17 protein-coding genes are annotated in these 21,435 nt (G+C 71.9%); 9 read left to right on the top strand and 8 right to left on the bottom strand.

The genetic code is table 11. The features are described from left to right. Positions 1-14: 14 nt before the first annotated feature. Entirely contained in the window at positions 15-1,772 is a 1,758-nt protein-coding gene (locus IFT88_RS12980; protein WP_192121063.1) for a pyruvate dehydrogenase, read from the bottom strand. A gap of 83 nt (positions 1,773-1,855) precedes the next feature. Between IFT88_RS12980 and IFT88_RS12985 the strand changes: the two genes are divergently transcribed. Both IFT88_RS12985 and IFT88_RS12990 read left to right on the top strand, forming a co-directional pair. Continuing rightward, positions 1,856-2,128: a mycoredoxin gene (locus tag IFT88_RS12985; protein ID WP_043596421.1), complete on the top strand. Its 273-nt coding sequence runs from the start codon at positions 1,856-1,858 to the stop codon at positions 2,126-2,128. A gap of 7 nt (positions 2,129-2,135) precedes the next feature. Further along, complete coding sequence (locus IFT88_RS12990) at positions 2,136-3,173, top strand: NAD-dependent epimerase/dehydratase family protein (RefSeq protein ID WP_342212156.1); 1,038 nt, start codon at positions 2,136-2,138, stop codon at positions 3,171-3,173. Between the two features lie 152 nt (positions 3,174-3,325). On the opposite strand, the gene IFT88_RS12995 is transcribed toward IFT88_RS12990, so the two are convergent. Further along, positions 3,326-3,721, bottom strand: coding sequence for a VOC family protein (locus tag IFT88_RS12995; protein ID WP_192121065.1), 396 nt, complete (start codon positions 3,719-3,721; stop codon positions 3,326-3,328). Positions 3,722-3,875: 154 nt separating this feature from the next. On the opposite strand from IFT88_RS12995, the gene IFT88_RS13000 reads away from it, so the two are divergent. Beyond that, complete coding sequence (locus IFT88_RS13000; protein ID WP_052505383.1) at positions 3,876-4,829, top strand: hypothetical protein; 954 nt, start codon at positions 3,876-3,878, stop codon at positions 4,827-4,829. A gap of 102 nt (positions 4,830-4,931) precedes the next feature. On the opposite strand, the gene IFT88_RS13005 is transcribed toward IFT88_RS13000, so the two are convergent. The 3 genes from IFT88_RS13005 to IFT88_RS13015 form a co-directional block, all read right to left on the bottom strand. Beyond that, positions 4,932-7,064, bottom strand: coding sequence for a DEAD/DEAH box helicase (locus IFT88_RS13005; protein WP_192121067.1), 2,133 nt, complete (start codon positions 7,062-7,064; stop codon positions 4,932-4,934). A gap of 421 nt (positions 7,065-7,485) precedes the next feature. Beyond that, complete coding sequence (locus tag IFT88_RS13010; protein ID WP_192121069.1) at positions 7,486-8,958, bottom strand: FAD-dependent oxidoreductase; 1,473 nt, start codon at positions 8,956-8,958, stop codon at positions 7,486-7,488. Between the two features lie 346 nt (positions 8,959-9,304). Beyond that, positions 9,305-10,501 carry a phosphotransferase family protein gene (locus IFT88_RS13015; protein WP_052505173.1) on the bottom strand — a complete coding sequence of 399 codons (1,197 nt, stop codon included), beginning with the start codon at positions 10,499-10,501 and terminating at the stop codon, positions 9,305-9,307. Between the two features lie 118 nt (positions 10,502-10,619). On the opposite strand from IFT88_RS13015, the gene IFT88_RS13020 reads away from it, so the two are divergent. Next, complete coding sequence (locus tag IFT88_RS13020; RefSeq protein WP_192121071.1) at positions 10,620-11,696, top strand: FUSC family protein; 1,077 nt, start codon at positions 10,620-10,622, stop codon at positions 11,694-11,696. A gap of 9 nt (positions 11,697-11,705) precedes the next feature. Next, the gene (locus IFT88_RS13025) at positions 11,706-12,662 is read left to right on the top strand and encodes an alpha/beta fold hydrolase (protein ID WP_192121073.1); all 957 of its coding nucleotides are present in this window, start codon (positions 11,706-11,708) and stop codon (positions 12,660-12,662) included. Here IFT88_RS13025 and IFT88_RS13030 read toward each other — a convergent pair. Together IFT88_RS13030 and IFT88_RS13035 are read right to left on the bottom strand one after the other, a co-directional pair. Then, a complete protein-coding gene (locus IFT88_RS13030; protein WP_137847120.1) occupies positions 12,659-13,399 on the bottom strand; it encodes an esterase/lipase family protein in 741 nt (246 codons plus the stop codon). The genes IFT88_RS13025 and IFT88_RS13030 overlap by 4 nt on opposite strands. A 19-nt stretch (positions 13,400-13,418) precedes the next feature. Further along, positions 13,419-13,793 (bottom strand): hypothetical protein, encoded by a 375-nt coding sequence (locus tag IFT88_RS13035; protein ID WP_055973580.1) that lies wholly within the window; start codon positions 13,791-13,793, stop codon positions 13,419-13,421. A 305-nt stretch (positions 13,794-14,098) separates the two neighbouring features. On the opposite strand from IFT88_RS13035, the gene IFT88_RS13040 reads away from it, so the two are divergent. After that, positions 14,099-14,638, top strand: a complete 540-nt coding sequence (locus IFT88_RS13040) for a Dps family protein (RefSeq protein ID WP_082059886.1) — start codon at positions 14,099-14,101, stop codon at positions 14,636-14,638. An 85-nt stretch (positions 14,639-14,723) separates the two neighbouring features. Then, the gene (locus tag IFT88_RS13045; protein WP_192121075.1) at positions 14,724-15,905 is read left to right on the top strand and encodes an NAD(P)/FAD-dependent oxidoreductase; all 1,182 of its coding nucleotides are present in this window, start codon (positions 14,724-14,726) and stop codon (positions 15,903-15,905) included. A 166-nt stretch (positions 15,906-16,071) separates the two neighbouring features. Here the strand turns inward: IFT88_RS13045 and IFT88_RS13050 are convergent, their stop codons facing one another. After that, a complete protein-coding gene (locus IFT88_RS13050) occupies positions 16,072-16,944 on the bottom strand; it encodes an SMP-30/gluconolactonase/LRE family protein (protein ID WP_192121077.1) in 873 nt (290 codons plus the stop codon). A gap of 239 nt (positions 16,945-17,183) precedes the next feature. Here IFT88_RS13050 and IFT88_RS13055 point away from each other — a divergent pair, with 239 nt between their 5' ends. Together IFT88_RS13055 and IFT88_RS13060 are read left to right on the top strand one after the other, a co-directional pair. After that, positions 17,184-19,004: a glycoside hydrolase family 15 protein gene (locus tag IFT88_RS13055; RefSeq protein ID WP_043594249.1), complete on the top strand. Its 1,821-nt coding sequence runs from the start codon at positions 17,184-17,186 to the stop codon at positions 19,002-19,004. 20 nt (positions 19,005-19,024) lie between these two features. Beyond that, positions 19,025-21,400, top strand: coding sequence for a phosphoketolase family protein (locus IFT88_RS13060; protein WP_192121194.1), 2,376 nt, complete (start codon positions 19,025-19,027; stop codon positions 21,398-21,400). Positions 21,401-21,435: the final 35 nt, after the last annotated feature.

Below are 21,435 nucleotides of genomic sequence, written 5' to 3' on the forward strand. Positions count from 1 at the left end.
GCGCGGCGACGGCTTCAGGGACGGGGCACGTTGCGCAGGTTCGACCGCGCCATGGCCACGGCCTCGCCCGCGCCGCCGTTCATGACGATCTTAGACATGGCGAGCGAGAAGCCCTTCACCTGGGCGCCCGTGATCGTCGGGGGCAGCGAGAGCGCCTTCGGGTCGGTCGCGATGTCGACGAGCGCCGGACCGTCGTGTTCGAAGGCTGCCTCGTAGGCCGCCCGGAGGTCGCGGGGGTCGTCGACGTGGACGGCGTGGATGCCGATGGCGCGCGCCACCGCGGCGTAGTCCGTGTAGGGCACGTCGACGCCGAAGTCGGGGAATCCGTCGACGAGCATCTCGAGCTTGACGAGGCCCAACGTCGAGTTGTTGAAGACCACGATCTTGACCGGCAGCTGGTACATCTGCGCCGTGACGAGCTCGCCCATCAGCATCGACAGCCCGCCGTCGCCGGAGATCGAGACGACCTGGCGGTCGGGGTACGCCATCTGCGCCCCGAGGGCGTGCGGCAGGGCGTTCGCCATCGAGCCGTGCAGGTACGAGCCGAAGATGCGTCGGCGCGGGGTCGGGGTGACGTAGCGCGCGGCCCAGACGTTGCCCATGCCCGTGTCGGCCGTGAAGATCGCGTTGTCGGCGGCGACCTCGTCGAGCAGCGAGGCCGCGTACTCCGGGTGGATCGGCCGCATCTTCTCGACGTTCTTCGTGTAGGCCCCGACCGCACCCGTCATCAGCTTCTCGTGCTTCTTGAGCGTCTTGTCGAGGAACTTCCGGTTCTTCTTGCGGGTCACGAGCGGCATGAGCGCCCGGAGGGTCGGGGCGATCGCGCCGTGCACGGGCACCTGCACGTCGGCGCGACGGCCGATGACGGCGGCGTCGACGTCGACCTGCGCGATGGTCACCTTCGAGGCGTCCGGCAGGAACTGCGGGTACGGGAAGTCGGTCCCGAGCAGCACGAGCAGATCGGCGTCGTGGATGCCGGCGTGGGCGGCCCCGTAGCCGAGCAGGCCGGTCATGCCGACGTCGAACGGGTTGTCGTACTGGATGACGTCCTTGCCGCGCAGACTGTGCCCGATCGGGGCGGCCACGACGTCGGCCAGCGCGATGATCTCGTCGTGCGACCCGCGGCCGCCCTCGCCGACGAAGAACGCGACGGTGTCGGCCTGGTTGATCGCGTCGGCCAGGGCCTGCACGTCGTGCCGATCCGGCACGAGCTCGGGCGGACGGACGCTGACGTACGCGGGCACATTGCCGCCCGCGTCGAGCTCGGCGATGTCGCCCGGCAGCGTGATGACGCTGACGCCTTCGCCCGCCAGGGTGTGCCGGATCGCGCTGGCGACCACCATCGGCGACTGCTCGGCCGTCGAGATCATCTCGCTGTAGCCCGAGCACTCGACGAAGAGGCGGTCGGGGTGGGTCTCCTGGAAGTAGTCCGAGCCGATCATCGTGCTCGGGATGTGGCTCGCGATGGCCAGTACCTTTGCGCGGCTGCGGTTGGCGTCGTACAGGCCGTTGATCAGGTGCAGGTTGCCCGGCCCGCACGACCCGGCGCAGACGGCGAGCTCGCCGCTCATCTGGGCGTCGCCCGAGGCCATGAACGCCGCGGCCTCCTCGTTGCGGACGTGGATCCAGTCGATCCCGCCCTTCGCCGATCCACCGGTGCGACGCACGGCGTCGACGATCGGGTTCAGGCTGTCGCCGACGATGCCGTAGATGCGCCGGACCCCGGCGGTGACGAGCTGGGCGATGATCTGGTCGGCGACCGTGTCTGCCATGGTGTTCCCTTCGTGGTGCGTGCTGGTTCGCCTCCCAGCCAACTCCCCCGGCGCTCACCGCCGACCGGGCTTAGCCTGGGGCCATGAGCGACATCGCGAGCACGTACGTCCCCGAGTCCGGCAGTATCACCATGTTCAGCACCTCGTGGTGCGGCTACTGCGCCCGACTCAAGCAGCAGCTCGGCAAGCAGGGCATCGCCTTCACCGAGGTCAACATCGAAGAGGTGCCCGGCACGGCCGAGATCGTCGAGAAGGCCAACGGCGGCAACCAGACCGTGCCGACGATCATCTACCCCGACGGTTCGACGGCCACGAACCCGTCGCTCGCCGACGTCCAGGCCAAGCTCGGTCTCTGACGCCGTCGTGGGCCCGACCGGCACGACCGCCTCGGCACGTCGCCCCCTGCGGCTGCTGATCCTCGGCGGCACCGCCTGGCTCGGTCGGACGATCGTCGAGGCGGCCCTCGCCGGTGGCCACGACGTCACGTGTCTCGCCCGCGGGTCGTCCGGCGGCGTCCCCGACGGCGCGACGTTCGTCCGGGCCGACCGCCGCACGCCCGGGGCGTACGATCCCGTGCTCGAGGGCGGACGGCGCTGGGACGCGGTCGTCGACCTGAGCCGCGAGGCGTCGCACGTGCGTGACGCGGTCTCGGTGCTCGAGCCGGCCAGCGCCTCCTTCGTCTTCGTCTCGAGCGTCAGCGTCTACGCCGACACCGCGACCACCGGGGCGGACGAGACGGCGGCCCTCGTCGACGCCGACGAGTCGGACTACGGCGGGTCGAAGGTCGCAGGTGAGCGCGCCGTCGTCGAGGCCTTCGGGGCCGATCGGTCGCTGCTCGTCCGGGCGGGCCTCATCGGCGGACCGGGCGACCACACCGGGCGCACGGGGTGGTGGCCGGTCCGCTTCGCCCGGGCTGCCGCGTCCACGGAGCCCGACCCCGTACTCGTGCCCGACGTGCCCGGTCTCGACGTGCAGCCGATCGACGTCCGGGACCTGGCGGGCTGGATCGTCGCATCCCTCGAGCGAGGTGTCTCGGGGCCGTTCGACGCGGTGGGTGATCGGCAGTCGCTGGCCGACCACCTCGCGGTGGCCCGCCGGGTCGCCGGGCACACGGGCGAGGTCGTCCCGGTCGACGAGGCCTGGCTCGACGCTCACGGGGTCGGACCGTGGGCCGGACCCCGGTCGATGCCCCTCTGGGTGCCCGTCGCCACGCACGCGGGCTTCGGCGCCCGGTCAGGAGGCGCGGGCCGGGCCACGGGCCTCGTGCCGCGCCCCGTGGACGAGACGCTGCGCGACGTCCTCGCGTGGGAGCTCTCGCGTCCCGGCGCGGCCGGCCCTCACGGTGCGGGGCTAGAGCCCGACGACGAACGCAACCTGCTCGCCGCCGCCCGCGACCGCTGAGGCCGACCCGCACTCCGCCGGTCTCTGCAAGCCACGCAGCGCTCGTCGCACGCCACCCGCCGCCATGCAGCGCACCGCGTTTCGTGCACCACACACCATCTAGTCGCGGTGCGGTGTACGAATCGTGGTGCGATGCCGGCAGGCGGCCCATGTCAGTTCTGTGCCGGCGGGGCGAAGAACTCGATCTGGTTGCCGTCGGGGTCCTTGATCATGAGGGCGTGGCCGAAGTCCGCGTCCTGCAGGTCGGACTCGATGCCGACCGACGTGGCGTGCTCCTGCCAGGCGACGACGCCGTCACGATCGGTCACGGCCAGGCCGATGTGGTCGAGCCCGGGGACGGTCGGGTCGAAGGCCGCGCTCGATCCCCCGGTGTAGGCCGTCACCCCGAAGATCTGCCCGTTGCCGACGGAGAAGATGCGGCGATCGAGGCCGTCGAGTTCGATGCGGCCGACGGGGCCGGAGCCGAGCAGCTTCTCGTAGAAGGCGAGGCTCGTGTCGAGGTCGGAGACGGTGATGGCGACGTGGGCGTAGCCGGAGAGTTCGGGCATGGGGTGCTCCTTCGGTGGTCGGGTGTTCTCCGACCCACCGAACTCGCCTCGACTGAGAACGGCCTCTCGTCCCGCGCCCCGCCGTCCCCCGCATCCCTCCACAGGGTCGGGAGATCCGATCCCGGAGTCCGCTCGCGCCCGAGACGATCGACGCGTGACCACCGACGAACGAGACCTTCGTTCCCTCCTCATCCGCTCGCGGTTCGACGATCCGTCGGAACGCCGAGCCCACGCGCGTGGCGAACTCGTGCGTGTCGCGCCCGGACGCTACGTCGAGTCGGCGGTCTGGCGGGGCCTGCGCCGCGAGGAACGCCACGCCGTCCGAACGGCGGCCGCGGTCGGCCGGATGCGTGACGCGGTCGTCGTCTCCCACACCTCGGCGGCCGCGGTGTGGGGCATGCCTGTGCTCGGCCCGCCGCTCGCCCGCGTCTCGACGACCGACCCGGCGCGCGCCCGGACCCACACGGGTGCGCACGTGACCAGACATGCGGCACCGCTGCTCTCGGACGAGATCACCCCTCATCGGGGTCTCCTCGTGACCACGCCGGCCCGGACGGCCGTGGACGTCGCTCTGAGCGGGACACGCAGCCAGGCCGTGGCCGTCCTCGACCACTGCCTGCGACGTCGGTTGTGCACGCTGGCCGAGTACCAGGCGTGCCTGCTGGGACGAGACCGTGTCCGGGGCTCGACCCGCGCCTCCTGGGTCGCCGAGTTCGCCAGCCCCCTGGCCGGTTCCGCCGGTGAATCGGTCTACCGGGTCGCCCTGGACGGTCTCGGATTCCCGGCACCCCGTCTCCAGGAACGGCACGTCGACGACGAAGGGCTCATCGGGTTCACCGATTTCGGGTGGGAGGCCTACGGCGTGTACGACGAGTTCGACGGCTTCGTGAAGTACCTCGACCGCGAGATGCGGCACGGGCTGACGGCGGAGGAGATCGTGGTCCTCGAGAAGGTCCGTGAAGACCGGCTGAGGGGGCTGCCCTACGTGAACCGGGTGACACGAACCGTCTGGCGCGATCTCGCGCGTCCGCAGCGGATCGTCACACGGCTCGAGCGAGCCGGCCTCCCGCGCGTCCACACCGCGAATCGTGCACGGCACCGTGACTAGTCGGGGTGCCGTGCACGAAACGCGGTGCGTCGAGGTGCGGCGGTGTGTCGCGGTGCCGTGCACGAAACGCGGTGTGTCGCGGTGCGGTGGGGTGGGGCCTGGTCAGGCCTCGAGGGCGTCGGTGAGCAGAGCGACCAGGGCCGAGAGCTGCACGTCGACGGAGTCGACGACCTCGGAGTCGTCGCCGTCGAGAGCGCGGGCGGCGAGGCCGGCCTTGCTGTCGATCAGTTCGGCGATCTTCGTGTCGATCGTCTGCGCCGCGATGACGCGCCACGCCGTGACCGGCTCGGCTTGGCCGATGCGGTGCACGCGGTCGATGGCCTGCGTCTGCTCGGCATCCGTCCACGACAACTCGGCCAGTACGACGTTCGAGGCGACCTGCAGGTTGAGCCCGACGCCGGCCGCGGTCAGCGAGCAGACGACGACCTCGACCTCGGGATCGTTCACGAACGCGTCGATCTGACGCTGGCGCACGGCCGGGGTCTGGTCCCCGCGGATCGACGAGTACTTGATGCCGCGCTTGGCGAAGGTGGCCTCGGCGACGTCCATGACGTCGATGTGCTTGGCGAAGAACACCACCTTGCCGACGTTGCGGGCGAGCTGGGCCGTGTAGTCCGCGGCGAGCCCGGCCTTGGCCTGACCGATGCGGCGCACCATGCTGAAGACGTTCTCGCCCGTGCTCGACGCGCTGGCGTCCTCGAGCTCCCACTTGGCGACCTGGCGGACGAGGTCGTGGTCGATGCCCTCGACGCGGACGCCCGACGTGCGGGTGGTGAGCGCGGTGCGGTACTTCTGCACCATGCGGCGGGCCAGCTCGCGCTCGGCGTCGCGGATGGACCGGCCCACCTCGTCGTCGAGCTCGACCGGCAGGTCGGCGATGCGACGAGCGGGGATGTCGGAGGCGACGTCGACCTTCTTGCGGCGGACGATGCCGAGATCGATCACGATCTCGCGGGCCGACGAGAAGAACCCGGGATCGGCAGGGGTCAGCCCGACCTCTTCGAGGCGTTCCATCAACTCGGCAGCGGGCTTCTTGTCGCCGATCCAGCCCAGGAACTCCCAGATGGCGCGGAAGTCCTCGATGTCGTTGATCAGCGGGGTGCCGGTCAACGCCATGAGCAGGGGGTGCGCGGTACGCGACCGGATGCGCTGGGCGAGCTGCAGCACGTGGCGCGACCGCTGCGACTCCTTGTTCTTGATGAAGTGGGCCTCGTCGACGATCATGCCCTTGAAGCCGAGGTCGCCGAGCCAGCCGACGTGACGGTCGAGCACCTCGTAGTTGACGATGACCACGTCGGCGAAGGCGTCGAGCTTCTCGCCGTCGCCGTGGATGACGGTCGCCGTGCGCGTCGGCGTCCACAGCTGGACCTCGCGGGCCCAGTTCGTCTTGACGACGTTCGGCACGACGACGAGCAGCGGGTACGCGGCGGCCGCCTGGGCGGCCAGCAGGGCCTGGGCGGTCTTGCCGAGGCCCGGCTCGTCGGCGAGCAGGTAGGTGCGGTGGCCTTGGCGGGCGGACTCGACGAGCTGCGCCTGGTGGTGCATCAGCGTGGCGCCCGCAGGAGCGTCGACCGTGGTGGGCTCGGGCAGCGGCATGCAGGCCGAGCCGCCGCCGGCGCCGTAATCGAAGGACTTGAACAGGGGGCCGAAGAGCTCCCAGTTGGCGAGGCGACGCGGGTGCGCCTCGCGGGCGACCTCGGCGAGGGCGAAGTCGGGCGGCAGGAACGGGTTCGCCAGCTGTCGCGAGATGACCGACTGCGGGACGACCTGTCGCTCGGAGGTCGGCACCACCGGCGCGGCCTCGGTGACGATGATCTGCTGCTCGGGCTCGAGTTCGAGCCCGGCCGACATCTGCATGTCGCGCTTGAGGGTCTTGGCCGCCTCGCTGACCGTCGCCGCGTCACCCAGCAGCGTGATCAACGACGTGTCGCGGGCGGCGGTCTTGGCGAGGATCTGGGCGACGCCGTCCAGCCGCTTCATCTGCTCGGCGCGCTCGGACTCGCTGATGGCCTTGTCGACCTTGACCCGGGCGCGTTCTTCGCGCATGAGCAGGGCGATGACCTGGAACTTGGTGCGGCTCGAGGGCTTGACCTGACCGCGTTGCGCGGCGGCCTCGACCTCGCGCACCGCGCGGGCGAGGACGGGGATCAGCCCGTCGTTGTCGACCTCGCGGCGACGGTTCGGACGCTGGGCGGTGCGGGTACCACCCGATTGACGCTGGCCTGGTCGAGCCAAGGCTCCTCCTCGTGGTCGACGCGGGGCGTCGACGGTGCTGTGCCGCCATGTCGGCGGTGGGTGCTGCGCGGGGCACCGAGAGGCTCGGCGACCCGGACGGACGACGACCGAGACGGTCACGCCGGATGCGTGCGGGGCGGGGTGCCGCGCGGTGGACAGCTGTACCGGCTTCGCGACGGGCGACCTTCGTGGCGGGCAGTCCGACGACGGCGCGTGCCCCGAAGCCCCGTCACGCCGAGGTGTCGACTCGCACCGGAGGAGGCGCGGACCGGAGAACACCCGGGCGGTGAAGCTGGGGACAGTTTACGCGTACGACGCGCCGGTACGCCACCAGCGCCTCCTCGTGTCTCGACGGCCTGTCGCGGCCGGCCCGTCGCGGCCGCTCGGCCGCCTCGGTCCGTCGCGGCGGGTCGGCGGCCCGTCAGCCGCGACGACGCAGGCCGCGGGTCGCCGGCCCCTCGAGCACGGTGCCGTCGGCGGCGAACCGCGACCCGTGCAGCGGGCAGTCCCACGACCGTTCCGAGTCGTTCCAGGTGACGATGCCGACGAGGTGCGGGCAGATCGCCGACACGGTGCACACCTCGCCGTCCACGGTCGAGCGCGCGACCGGGGCGAAGCCGCCCGAGCGACCGACCTCGCCCTGTCCCTCGGCGGGGGCGACGGCGACCAGACGGCGGGTCATCGCCCCGGCCCAGCCCTTGGCCGCCCACCAGGCGTCGGCCGCGTTGATCCCGATGCCGGAAGCGATCGCGATCGGCGTGGTGACGCGCCCGTGCAGCGTGGTCATCCACGGCTGGGGATCGCCGAGCACGTCCGAGACGAGGGTCATCGCCGCCTGGACCGCGTTGGTCAGCCCCCAGTGCTCGTACCCGGTCGCGAGGTAGATGCGCCCGCGACCGCGCGGCAGCCAGCCGACGAACGGCACGTGGTGCGGCGTGCCGTAGTCCTGACCGCTCCACGAGTGGGTCAGCCGGGCTCCGGGCCAGTGGCGCGTCGTCCAGTCGACGAGGTCGTCGACCAGCTCGGTCGTCGAGGAGGCGCGGCCCACCGGGTGCCGGTTGCCCCCGGTCACGAGGCGGTCGCCCACCGCCGAGAACGACCGCGTGGGCCCGTCGACCGCCTGGTACATGCCGTCGGGCAGGTCGTCGGCGCCCTCGAAGGCGAGGCCGTAGGAGCGCTCGCTGCGGAGCTTCGCGAAGTAGAGGCCGCGGTCGAGCACAGGGCTGCCGGTCGTGACGTGGACCCGGTGGCCGCGGACGTCGGGTCCGTCGCTGTGGGTCACCGTCGGGCTGGACGCGTCGACCCCGGTGACGCGCACCCCCTCGACGACGATGCCGCCGAGCGCCCGGACGTCCGCCACGAGGGCGACGACGGCCTGCATCGGGTCGAACTGAGCTTGGTCGGGCAGCCGGAGCCCGCCCGTGGTGCCGAACGGCAGGTCGAGGCCGAACTCCTTCACGACGGGCAGGCCGGCCCTCCGCGCGACGAGGTACTCGTCGTCGACCGTGGCGATCCCTCCCCGGGTCGTCGAATAGCTGTACGCGTCCCGACGCTCGACCTCGACTCCGGCCTCGTCGAGGTAGTCGACCATCCAGTCGAAACCCGCCCGGTTGCCCGCGACATAGGCGTCGACGACGCTCTGGTAGGTGTTGGTGCGGATGCGCTGGAGCTGCTTGCCCTGCAGCAGCGACATCGACGCCGTGCCGCTGCCGCTCGCGACGCTGCCCACCGAGCGCGCCTCCAGCACGGCGACGCGGTGGCCGCGCCGTGCGAACAGCAGAGCGGTGACCAGGCCGGTCAGGCCGCCGCCGACGATCACGTCGTCGTAGACGGTCTCGGGGTCGATCCTGTCGGTCGTGACGTCGGGCGCGGCGTCGAGCCAGGGTGACGGCATGGTGCCTCCGGGTGCGCGGGTGGGTGTTGCGCGCCACGGTAGGCCCGTCGGGCGGTGCGTGTGTGTCCGACGGGCGAGCGGGCGACCCACGGCACGACCCGCCGTCACGGCTGCTGCCGCTGCCGTCGGCGTCGGCTCAGGGGTCGGCGTCGGCGTCGGCTTAGGGGGGCGGCGTCGGCGAGCCAAACCCGACCGCGGGGGGCGCGAATTGCGTGCACAACCCGACACCGGGCTCGCGACACGCCGCCGCGTGACGGACGTGAGCGGCGTGTCGCGACGTGGTGGTCGCGAATTGCACACCGAGCCAGGCGGGGCGGGCGGGGGGCGGGGGCAGGCGCGGGGCGGGTCAGGCGGGGCGGGCGAGGGTGCCGGCGGCGGCGCCGATCAGCTGCACGGCCTTGCGGCGGCCGGTGTCGGTGCCGAGGGTGGCCTGGCCGCCGGCGTGGGCGAGCAGCTGCGACGCGACGCCGGGCGCAAGCCGGTCGGCGAGGTCGGGCAGGCGTTCGACCCAGGCGCGCGTCACGTCGTCGGCGAGACCTTCGCAGGCCCGGGCCTCGGCCTCGTCGCCGTTGCCCCGGTGCCACTGCCCGGTCACGACCAGGTGGGCGACGAGGGCCGCGGCGTCGCGGGCCGGGTGCCCGAGCCCCGCGGTGTCCACGTCGAGCAGACCGGTGACCCGCCACGGCTCGGACGGGTGCACGAACAGCTGCTCGAGGTGCAGGTCGCCGTGGATCACGGCCAGGGCGTCCGAGGCGGAGGAGGCGCGGCGCCGGTCGATCTCGTCGTAGAGGCCGTCGATCTCGGTCGCCCGGTCGGGCAGTGCGGCTCGCAGCGTCGAGCGGTGCCAGGCCCCGTGGTCGAGGGCGTCGGACTGTGCCCGGGCGGTCACCTCGACCCGGGCGATGCGCGTCCCGAGGTCGACCATCTGCTCGACGAACCGGGGGTCGTCGCCGAGCTCGACGACGCGCTGCCCGGCCGGCACCCCGGGGACGCGCTCGAGGACGAGCAGGCCGTCGGGTCGCGACGCGAGCACGGCGGGCACCGGCAGCCCCTGGGCCCGGAACGCCTCGTGCAGGGCGACGATCGGTGCCACCCGGTCGGGCCTGACCACCTTGAGGAAGACGGTGGTCTCGGCCGCGTCGAGGCGGATCACGGCCCGCTTGCCCGGCCGGTACGCCGCGACGCTCAGACGGGGTTCGGTGACGACGACGCCGAGGGCCGCGAGCGCGTCGGCCACCCGGTCGGGGTAGGTGGCTCCGGCGAGCGCCGGCAGCATGGGGTCGGCCGGGTACGCCCAGACGGCGAGCGGCTGACCGGTGGTCGGGTCGCGGGTGAGCACCGACGACGCGTCGGCGGCCCGGGTGTCGGTGTCGATGAAGGTGAGCACGGTCGCGGTCGCGCCGGCGGGGTCGACCGTGTCGACCTCGTAGCCGTAGAGGAACCCGGCGCCCGAGGGCTCGACCGAGTGCGGTCGGAAGGCGACGACGGTCAGCCCCGAGTTCGCGAACGCGGCGGGGAGCACCTCGGCGGAGTTGGGCCACACGGGGAGGCAGTCAACCAGCACCGGGCCCGATCGGCGGGGAGGCGCGGGCGGGGTGACCGATTCGTGACCTGACGCGGCGTCGCGACGCAGGCCGCGCCTCCCCGTCTACCCTGGGGTCGTGAAGATCGTCTCGCGCATCCGCCAGACGAAGCGCACGCCCCTGTTGCAGGTGGTGAAGACCAGCGTCGCGGTGATGGCGGCCTGGTTCGCCTCGGTGGCCCTGTTGCAGCAGCCGTTGCCGATCTTCGCGGCGATCGCCGCCCTGCTCGTGGTGCTGCCGAGCGTCAACCAGTCGTTCGTCCGGGGGCTCGAGCGCAGCGTGGGCGTCATCGCCGGCGTGCTCATCGCGTTCGCGGCCGGCCGGCTCTTCGGCGACGCGACCTGGATCGTGCTGGCGATCGTCGTGGTGAGCCTGCTCGTCGCGTGGGCGTTCCGGCTGACGCCGAGCTCGGCCAACCAGGTGCCGATCTCGGCGATGCTCGTGCTGGCGATCGGCGCCCAGACGCCCGACTACGCGCTCGACCGGGTGCTCGAGACGATCATCGGCGCGGCCATCGCCCTGGCGATCAACGCGTTGATCGTGCCTCCCGTCGCGCTCGCGCCGGCTCACCTCGCCGTCGGCCGCCTGGCGCGCGACATCGCGTCCGTGCTCGACGAGACCGCCGCCGTGCTCGACGAGCCGGTCGACGGGTCGCGCCTCGCGACCGGTCTGACGCAGGCCCGTGAGCTGCGGGTGACCCAGGCCCGGGCGGTCGACGCGGTCACCGCGGGCGAGGAGAGCCTGCAGCTCAACCCCCGCGCGAGCCGCAACCGCAGCGTGCTCGAGGCCGACGCGGCGCTGCTCCGGCGGTTGACCGTGCTCGTCAACCGCGTCGTGGGCATGGTCCGGTCGGTCCACGACAACTACGACTCGGGGTTGGCCGACGACCCCGTGGTGCAGAGCATCGCCGAAGACCTGAGACGGGCCGCCCACGACGTGCGCCTGCTGGCGCGGACCACCGAGGAGGCGCTGCCGGCCGGGCGCGCCTCCCGCGTCCCCGACACCACCGCCGGGCACGTGACGGGCCTCGGGCACGACGACGGCCCGGCCCTCACCTCGCCCGTGAGCGTGCTGCGACCCGACCCGGACAACTGGGTGCTGGTCGGGTCGCTGCTCGAGGATCTGAGACGCGTGCGGGAAGAGATCATCGGGTAGCATCCGACGATGCGACGGGGCCGGGCGACAGGGGTGGTCGCTCCGACCGTCGACGCATACGCCCCGTTCGACCTGGTCACCGATCCCCGGGCCATCGGACTCACCCGCGAGACGATCGACACGGCGCACGGCCGCACGGTCGTGCACCACGCGGCGTCACCGGTCGACCGATCCGCACGACGCCGGGCGACCGTCATGCTGCACGGCGCGGCCGGGTCGTGGACCACCTGGACTCCCCTGCTGCAGGCCGCCCGCGAGGTGGACGCGATGGTCTCCCGCCCGGTGCTGATCGACCTGCCCGGCTGGGGTGACTCGCCCGAGCCCGATCCGGGCCTCGACGTCGAGTCGGCCGCCGCCGTGGTGGTCGAGGTCACCGAGGCGCTGGGGGTCACGGAGTTCGACCTCGTGGGTCACTCGATGGGCGCCTTCGTCGCCCTGCACCTGGCCGCCGTCCGCCCCGACCTCGTGCTCAGCGTCTCGGTCGTGTCGGCCACGTCGTTCTCCGCGATCGACGCCGTCACGCACCCGGTGCGCGGCCTGGTGCGACTGCCGGCCTTCACGCTGCTGCGCGCGGCGTTCGGGGCGCTCCCCCGCGCCTCCGCGTCCCTGCTGCGCGGCGCGGCCCGCATCGGACTGCTGCGAGCACTGTCGTCGCCCGTGTTCCGCCACGTCGACCGCGTCCCGCGCTCGGTGCTCGAGGCGTTCGTGGCCGAGCTCAGGCCCCGGGGCTTCCTCGCGGCCTCCCGGTCGGGACAGGGCTACGACGCGACCAGGTGGCAAGGGATCGACTGCGACGTCGCCGCCGTCAGCGGAGCCGACGACGTCTTCGCCCGGGCGTCCGACCTCGACCGCCTGGCCGGGCTCGTGCGACACGCCCGGACGACCCTGCTCGCCGACTGCGGGCACTTCGCCCACGTCGAACGGCCCCACGAGACGTTGCGGGCCCTCGGCTGGGTCGAGGGCTAGGACGCCGCGGTCGACGCCGCCGAGCCCGCCCCGGCCTCGACCTCGCGCACGATCATCGCGACGCACCGGGCGTGGCCCAGCGGCCGGAAGTGGCCGTCGACCGGGAACTCGAGGTTGACGGCCCCCGGCAGGACGCTGCCCTCGGTGACGTGGGCGTCGAACCGCGACGCCATCGACGTGATGGTGCGGTTCGCCTCACGCTGCTCGGCGAGGCGCAGCAGGTCGGCGTCCCGGGGCGAGAAGGGCCTCAGCGCCCTGACCGGCAGCACCGTCGCCCAGCGCGAACCCGAGAAGGGACTGTTGACCGTCACCATGCGGGTGATGCGCCGATCGGTGTCGGTCGAGACCATCATCGTCTTGCCGACCAACCCGCCCTTACTGTGCGCCAGCACGACGACGTCCCGGAGGTCGTGGGCGTCGAGGATGCGCTGGGCGACCTCGGCGGTCGCCGCGATCGGACGACGGTTGTGACCCATGCCCGGGACGACGACGACCGGGTGGCCCCGGTCGTTCAGCCGGTCGGCCACCGGTCGGAGGAAGCGCCAGGTCTCGTAGACGCCGGGCAGCAGCAGGACGGGCTCACGGTCGCCGTGACGGTAGCGGGCCGGCACCACCCGGCCCGACCGCGGGACGAGGTGCACCCACCAGACGTACCGGTAGTCGAGCACGACCGTGCGGACGAAGCGCCACAGGCCGACCCGGCGACGTCCGTGGCCGCGCGACGGTGTGGAGCTCATGCCGCCACGCTAGGCGACGTCAGGCGGCCGTGCCCACCAGCGGCAGCTCGCCCCAGGGCTCGCCCTCCGGCCAGGCGATCGACTCGACCGCGGCCCGGGCCATCTCGAGCGTGAGGTCCCAGCGGCCACAGATCGACGCCCACGGAGGCGGGAAGGACGCCGCGTCGTCGAGCAGGGCGAGGGCGAGGCCACCCAGCCCGGCTCGGGCCGCCGCGCTCGCCGCGTCGGGCAGGGCGTCGGCGAGACCGTGGACGACCCGCACCCGATGGGCGAAGTCCATCTGCTCGATGTCGTCGAACGCTCCCCAGGCACTCTCGATCTCACGTCGCAGCCGGGTGATCTCGGTCGCGTCGAATCCAGGACGGTCGGCGCGTCCGGGTACCGCTCGTGCCATGTCAGCCCCCCTCAGAGCATGGGCCGAGGATCGGGTACCCACGGCCGGGCGTCGGCTTCGGTGCCGATGCAGGCGAACATACCATCCGGTACGGTCCGTCCTCCAGGGCCGTGGATCACGAGTCGATCACAGCCGGCAGCGCCCCGTCGGCGCGTCCCCGGGGGCACGGTCGGGCGCTCCGGACGGGACGTCCTGCTCGCGTGTCCCCCGAAGACTGAGCCGTCGCCGAGGGCCGCGGTCTACCGTCCACCTCGCACCCACCGGTGCGACGACTCCGCACGAACCCACGACGAACGGGAGACATCATGTTCCAGGGATCCGACCAACTCCGCGACAACATGCAGAAGGTCCTCGTCGACCTCATCGAACTGCACGTCCAGGGCAAGCAGGCGCACTGGAACCTGCTCGGCTCGAACTTCCGCGACCTCCACCTGCAGCTCGACGAGATCGTCGACGCAGCCCGCGAGTTCAGCGACGAGGTGGCCGAGCGCATGCGTGCCGTCTACCTGATCCCCGACGGCCGCACCTCGACCGTCACCCGCGGCACCAGCCTGCCCGAGTTCCCCGCCGGCCCCGTCGAGACCACCGCGGTGGTCGACCTGATCGTCGACCGCATGTACGCCGTCACCGGCACGATGCGCGCGGTCCACGACGACGTCGACGACGAGGACCCCACGACGGCCGACGTGCTGCACAGCATCCTCGAGCGCCTCGAGCAGCTCGCCTGGATGACCGGTGCCGAGAACCGTCACCCCGAGAAGGACGCCCGCCAGGACGACACCCGTCAGCGTGACGAGGAGGCCGCGGCCGAGGGCCTCGACCGCGTCGGCGCCGTCGCCAACTGACCCGACCACCTCACGAGGGCACCGTCCGGGAGCGCGCCACCCGCGCCTCCTGGGCGGTGCCCTCTCTCGTCGAGAGGACGACCCCATGACCGAATCGTTCGACCACGTCATCGTGGGCGGCGGCATGACCGCCGACGCCGCCGCGAAGGCCATCCACGAGGCCACGCCCGACGCGTCGGTGCTGATCGTCAGCGCCGACGTCGACGCGCCCTACACGCGTCCGGCGTTGTCCAAGAAGCTCTGGACCGACCCCGACTACACCGAGGCCGACAACGACCTCGGCACCGTCGCCGACTCGGGTGCCGAGATCCGACTGCGGACGCTCGTCGAGTCGATCGATCGCGACGCCCGGACGGTGACCACCAGCACCGGCGACGTGATCGGCTACGGGGCCCTGCTGCTCGCCACGGGCGGCAGCCCCACGGCACTCGACCTGCCGGACGACGACCGCGTCGTGTACTTCCGGACCGCCGAGGACTACCGCCGACTGCGCTCGCTCTCGGGCGGCGGCCGGCACGTCGTCGTCGTGGGGGGCAGCTACATCGGCACCGAGCTCGCCGCGGCCCTCGTGCAGAACGACACCCGCGTGACGCTGGTCTTCCCCGACGACGTGCTCGGCGGATCGGTGTTCCCCGCGTCGATCGCTTCGACCTTCGAGAAGGCCTTCGAGGAGGCGCGGGTCGAGCTGGCCCGCGGACGTCGCGTCGAGAGCGGCACGGCCGACGACGCCGGCGTCCACCTGCGGCTCGACGACGGCTCGACCCTCGACGCCGACGCGGTCGTCGTCGGGCTCGGCATCTCGGTCGACGACCAGCTCGCGGCCGACGCGGGTCTGACCGTCGACGACGGCATCGTGGTCGACGAGCACCTGCGGACGAGCGACCCGAACGTGTTCGCCGCCGGCGACGTGGCCTCGTACCCGGACGCGATCCTCGGGCGCCGCCGCGTCGAGCACGTCGACAACGCCAAGTCGCAGGGCCCCGTCGTCGGTCGCAACATGACCGGGGCCGATGAGGTCTACGACCACACGCCGTACTACTACTCGAAGGTCTTCGACATCTCGTACGAGGCCGTCGGCACGCTCGACGCGTCGCTCGAGACGGTCGTCGACGACAAGGGCGACGGCGAGGCCGTGGCGTACTACCTGGGCGACGACGGCGCGGTCGAGGGCGTGCTGTTGTGGAACGTCGAGGAGGCCCGTGACGCCGCCCGGGCCGTCATCGCGGCAGGCGTCACGCCACGCGACGAGCTCGCGGGGCGCATCTGACGCGTCTCCCAGGACGGTACGACGTCGCCCGCCCGAGCACGTGATCGGGCGGGCGACGTCGTTCGGTCGGCGCGTGGGGGCGTGCGGACGCGTGCGGGCCTGCGGGCGCTTGAGCTCGCGCGGACTCTCTCGGACTCGCGGACTCGCGGACGCGCGGACTCTCGAGTCAGCCGAAGAGGAACGGCGGTCGGGCCGCCCGGTCGAGCTCGAGCGCGAAGATGCCGCCGCTCAGCGGGAACTCCTCGAGCTGTTCGTCGCTCAGCCCCTCGCGGGCCGACAGCACGAACAGCGTGCGCAGGTCGTCGCCGCCGAAGCCGATGCCGGTCAGGTTCGGCACCGGGAAGGTGATCTCGTCCACGAGACCGCCGTCGGCGTCGAGGTGCACCACCTTGCCCTCGCCGTAGATGGCCCCCCAGAACTCGCCGCGCTCGTCGCGGGCCAGGCCGTCGTGGGCGCCCTGCGACGAGAACGGGACGAGCTCGCCCAGGGTGCCGTCGGCATCCCACGAGGCCCGGTAGATCGTGTCGTCACCGGTGTCGGTGAGGTAGATCTCGCTGCCGTCGTCGTTCCACTCGAACCCGTTGGTCGTGGCGAAGTCGTCGCGCAGCTGGGTGAGCGTGCCGTCCGGGGCGACGCGGTAGAGACCGGCCACGGGGCTGCCCTCGGGGTCGGTGGCGCCGACGACGAAGGCGCCGAACGGGTCGCACTTGCCCTCGTTCAGCCGGAGGCGCTCGTCGGCGTGGTCGACCGTCGCGATCGTCCGCTGCTCGGTCCCGTCGTCTCGCATGACGATCACCGTGTCGTCGAGTGCGGCGATCAGGCCGCCGCCGCGACGACGCTGGAAGCTCGGCAGGGGCGGGTCGACGACGACCGTCGTGTCGCGTGTGCCGTCCGCCGAGGTGCGATGCAGGAGGCCGTTCGTGATGTCGGTCCAGACCAGCTCGTGGGCGTCGACGTCCCAGACGGGACTCTCGCCGAGGGTGGCTCTCGCGTCGAAGAACAAGCGGGGCTCGGACGTGGTTCCGGTCGGAAGAGGCATCCGACCGGTCTACCCGCCCGACATGTCCACCGGCTCCTTTTCTCGCCCCCAGGGGTACGGAGGCCGTTGTTGGCACACAGAACACTGCGAGGGACGGGCACGAGGAGGCGCGCTGGGCCACCGTAGGAGGCGTGACGGACACCCTCGAGACCACCGACGACATCCAGGCCGACCACTTCGGCGCGACGACGGCCGCCGCCGGCGAATGGCACCGCCCCGACCCCCGGGACGACGGCTACGTGCCGCTGCGCTCCTACGGGGCGATCGGCGACGGTCGGACCGTCGCCCTCATCGCCCGCGACGGCCAGATCGACTGGCTGCCGATGCCCGACATGGACAGCGACCCGGTGTTCTCCGGCATCGTCGACGCCGGCAAGGGCGGACGCATCGAACTGCGCCCCGTCGACGACGACTTCGAGGTGCAGCGCGAGTACGTCGAGAACACGAACGTCCTCGTGACCCGCTTCCGCACCTCCACGGGTGTCGTCCAGATCACCGACGCGCTGGTCACCGGCATCGCGGGGCGCCTTCCCTGGGCCGAGCTCGCCCGCCGCATCGAGGGCGTGACGGGGTCGGTCGCCATGCGCTGGGCGGTGATCCCGGGCAACACGTTCGGCACGCACCCGATCCGCCGGGTCGACACGTTGCACGGGCCGGTCCTGCGCGCCGCCGACATCAACCTGGCGCTCGTCGGCTTCGAGCACGGCCGCCTCGACTCGGTCGAACCCGGCGACGGCGAGGCCCACGGCGGACCGCACCGGTTCTGGGGCGAGTTCACCACCCACGAGGGGTCGCGCTCGTTGATCTGTCTCTGCGGCGTCGAGGACGAACCCCTGCACCTGCCCGACCCGCACGTGGTCGACCAGGGCATCGACCGCACGGTCCGCAACTGGCAGACCTGGTCGGACGAGTTCAACTGGGACGGCCCGTGGTCCGACGCCGTGCAGCGCAGCGCCCTCGCGCTCAAGCTGCTGATCTTCAGCCCCACCGGCGCGATCGCGGCAGCCGCCACGGCGGCCCTGCCCGAGAACTTCACCGGGGACAAGAACTGGGACTACCGCTTCGCCTGGGTACGCGACCTGGCCTACACGGTGAACGCGCTCGTCCGCTTCGGCCTGCGAGAAGAGACCCAGGCAGCCGTCTCGTGGTTGCTCTCGGCGCTCAAGGCCAACGGCCGCACGATGCACATCTTCCTCAACCTCGACGGCTCGGTGCCGGACGGCACCCACGAGACGGGGTCCGAGGGCTGGCGCGGCATCGGCCCGGTCTACAAGGGCAATCCGGCGGGCGAGCAGCTGCAGCTCGGCACCTACGCCGACATCCTGGCGATCATGAGCCAGTACGCGGCCGACGGCAACATCCTCGACGAGTCCACCGGCGACCTGCTCGCCGGTTTCGCCGACGACGCCTGCCGCCGCTGGCAGGAGAAGGACTCGGGCATGTGGGAGCTGCCGGACGAGCAGCACTACGTGAGCAGCAAGATGGGCTGCTGGCAGGCCATCGACGCCGCCCTGCACCTCACCGAGGTCGGCCAGATGCACCCCGACCCCGAGGACGTCGTCTTCTGGCGGAAGAACCGCGACCTGATCGAGGACTGGGTCGCCGAGCACGGCTGGAACGAGAAGATCGGCTCGTACGTCATGTACCCGGGCAGCGAGAAGCTCGACGCGTCGGTGCTGCTGCACGCCCCCAGCGGTTTCGACCGCGGCGAGCGCATGTCCCGCACCATCGACGCGATGCAGCGCGGGCTCTCGGCCGGCCCCCTGCTGTTCCGCTACAGCGAGGTCGACCAGGAGGAAGGCACGTTCGTGGCCTGTGCCTTCTGGCTCGCCAGCGCCCTGGCGTGCGTGGGCCGTCAGGACGAAGCGGTCGAGCTGATGGACCAGCTCGTGCAGCAGCCGAACGACGTGGGCCTGCTGACCGAGATGATCAGCGCCGACGACGGGCAGTTCCTCGGCAACGTGCCGCAGGGCCTCAGCCACCTCGCCCTCGTCAACGCGGCGATCACCATCGACGAGATGAGCCGTGAGGGCACCACCGACGACATGGAGGGCCAGTGACGAACGACCACTCGACGCCGATGCCACCGGCGACCCCCGACGACCTCGCTCTCGTCGACGCGTGGTGGCGGGCCGCCAACTACCTGACCGTCGGGCAGATCTACCTGATGGACAACGCGCTGCTCACGCGGCCGATCGCGCGCGACGACATCAAACCGCGCCTCCTCGGCCACTGGGGCACGTCGCCCGCGCTGAGCTTCGTCTACGCGCACCTCAACCGCGTGATCCGGCGCGACGACCGCGACCTCTTGTACGTCTGCGGCCCGGGGCACGGCGGGCCGGCCATGGTCGCCAACACGTACCTCGAGGGCACCTACAGCGAGCTGTTCCCCGAGGTGACGCAAGACGCGGCGGGACTGCAGAAGCTCTTCAAGCAGTTCTCGTTCCCGGGCGGCATCCCGTCGCACGCGGCACCCGAGACCCCGGGGTCGATCAACGAGGGCGGTGAACTCGGGTACTCGTTGAGCCACGCCTACGGTGCGGTGCTCGACGACCCCGACCTGGTGGCCGTCTGCGTCATCGGCGACGGCGAGGCCGAGACCGGGCCATTGGCGACGAGCTGGCACGCGAACAAGCTGCTCGACGCCCGACACGACGGGGCCGTGCTGCCGATCCTCAACCTCAACGGCTACAAGATCGCGAACCCGACGGTGCTCTCGCGCATCCCCGAGGGCGAGCTGCTCGAGCTGATGCGGGGCTACGGATACGAGCCGCTCGTCGTCGCGGGCGGTTTCGACGGCGAGGACCCGATGCGGGTGCACGAGCGCATGGCCGCCGCCCTCGACCACGCCTTCGACCGCATCGACGAACTGCGGCGCGAAGCCCGCGACGGCGACGGCACCGAACGCCCGCGGTGGCCCATGATCGTGTTGCGCACCCCGAAGGGATGGACCGGCCCGAAGGTCGTCGACGGCGAGCGCATCGAGGGCACCTGGCGTGCCCACCAGGTGCCGCTCAGCGGGGTCCGAGAGGACGACGGGCACCGGGCGCAGCTGGACGACTGGATGCGGTCGTACGGTGCCGACGAGCTGTTCGACGAGACGGGTCGGCCGGTGGCCCGGCTCGACGGGCTGCGGCCCCGGGGCGCCAAGCGCATGAGCGCCGTCCCGGCGTCCAACGGCGGTCTCGTGCGCCGCGACCTGACCCTCACGGACTACCGTACGCACGCGGTCGAGACCTCCGACGACCGGCGCACGCAGGCCGAGGCCACCCGCGTGCTCGGTCGATGGCTCGCCGAGATCGTCCGGGACAACCCGTCGACCTTCCGTCTCTTCGGCCCCGACGAGACCGTCTCGAACCGACTCGATCCCGTGTTCGACGTGACCGAGCGGGTGTGGGCGGCCGACATCTGGCCCGACGACGAGCACGTGGCCCGCAGCGGCCGCGTGATGGAGGTGCTGAGCGAGCACCTGCTGCAGGGACTCATGGAGGGCTACCTGCTGACCGGGCGCCACGGTCTGCTCAACACCTACGAGGCCTTCGTGCACATCGTGGACTCGATGTTCAACCAGCACGCGAAGTGGCTCGAGAGCGCTGACGAGATCGACTGGCGCGCGCCCATCTCGTCCTTCACGTACCTGCTGTCGTCCCACGTCTGGCGGCAGGACCACAACGGGTTCTCCCACCAGGACCCGGGGTTCCTCGACGTCGTCGTCAACAAGCAGGCGCACCTCGTGCGCATCTACCTGGCCCCCGACGCCAACACGCTGCTCGCCGTCGCCGACCACGCCCTCCGGACGACCGACACGGTCAACGTGATCGTCGCCGGCAAGCAGGAGTCACCGGCCTGGCTGTCGCTGCCCGAGGCCGAGGAACACGTCCGCCGTGGCGCCGGCATCTGGGAGTGGGCCGGTACCGAGGGCGCCCCAGTCGACGGCGTCGACCCCGACGTCGTCCTGGCCTGCGCGGGCGACGTCCCGACCCTCGAGACGGTGGCAGCCGCCGACCTGCTCCGGCAGGTGCTGCCGTCGCTGCGCACCCGAGTGGTCAACGTGGTCGACCTGATGCGCCTCCAAGACGTGCGCGACCACTCGCACGGTCTGACGAGCGACGACTTCGACGCGCTCTTCACCACGTCCACGCCCGTCGTGTTCGACTTCCACGGCTACCCGTCGCTCGTGCACCAGCTGACCTACCGACGGACGAACCACGAGAACCTGCACGTCCGCGGCTTCCAGGAGAAGGGCACGACCACCACGCCCTTCGACATGGCCATGCTCAACGACATCGACCGCTACCGGTTGGTGCTCGACGTCCTGCACCGCGTGCCAGGTCTCGCCGACGAGCACCCCGACCTGGTGGCGGAATTCGAGTCACGACGCGAGGAGGCCCGGGCCTACGCCTACGAACACGGCGAGGACCACCCCGACGTGACCGGCTGGCAGTTCGGCGCCTGAGGCGTGCGACGAGCCGTCGCGCCGAGTGTACGGTC

Source organism: Frigoribacterium sp. CFBP 8751 (assembly GCF_014841545.1).
Lineage (GTDB): Bacteria > Actinomycetota > Actinomycetes > Actinomycetales > Microbacteriaceae > Frigoribacterium.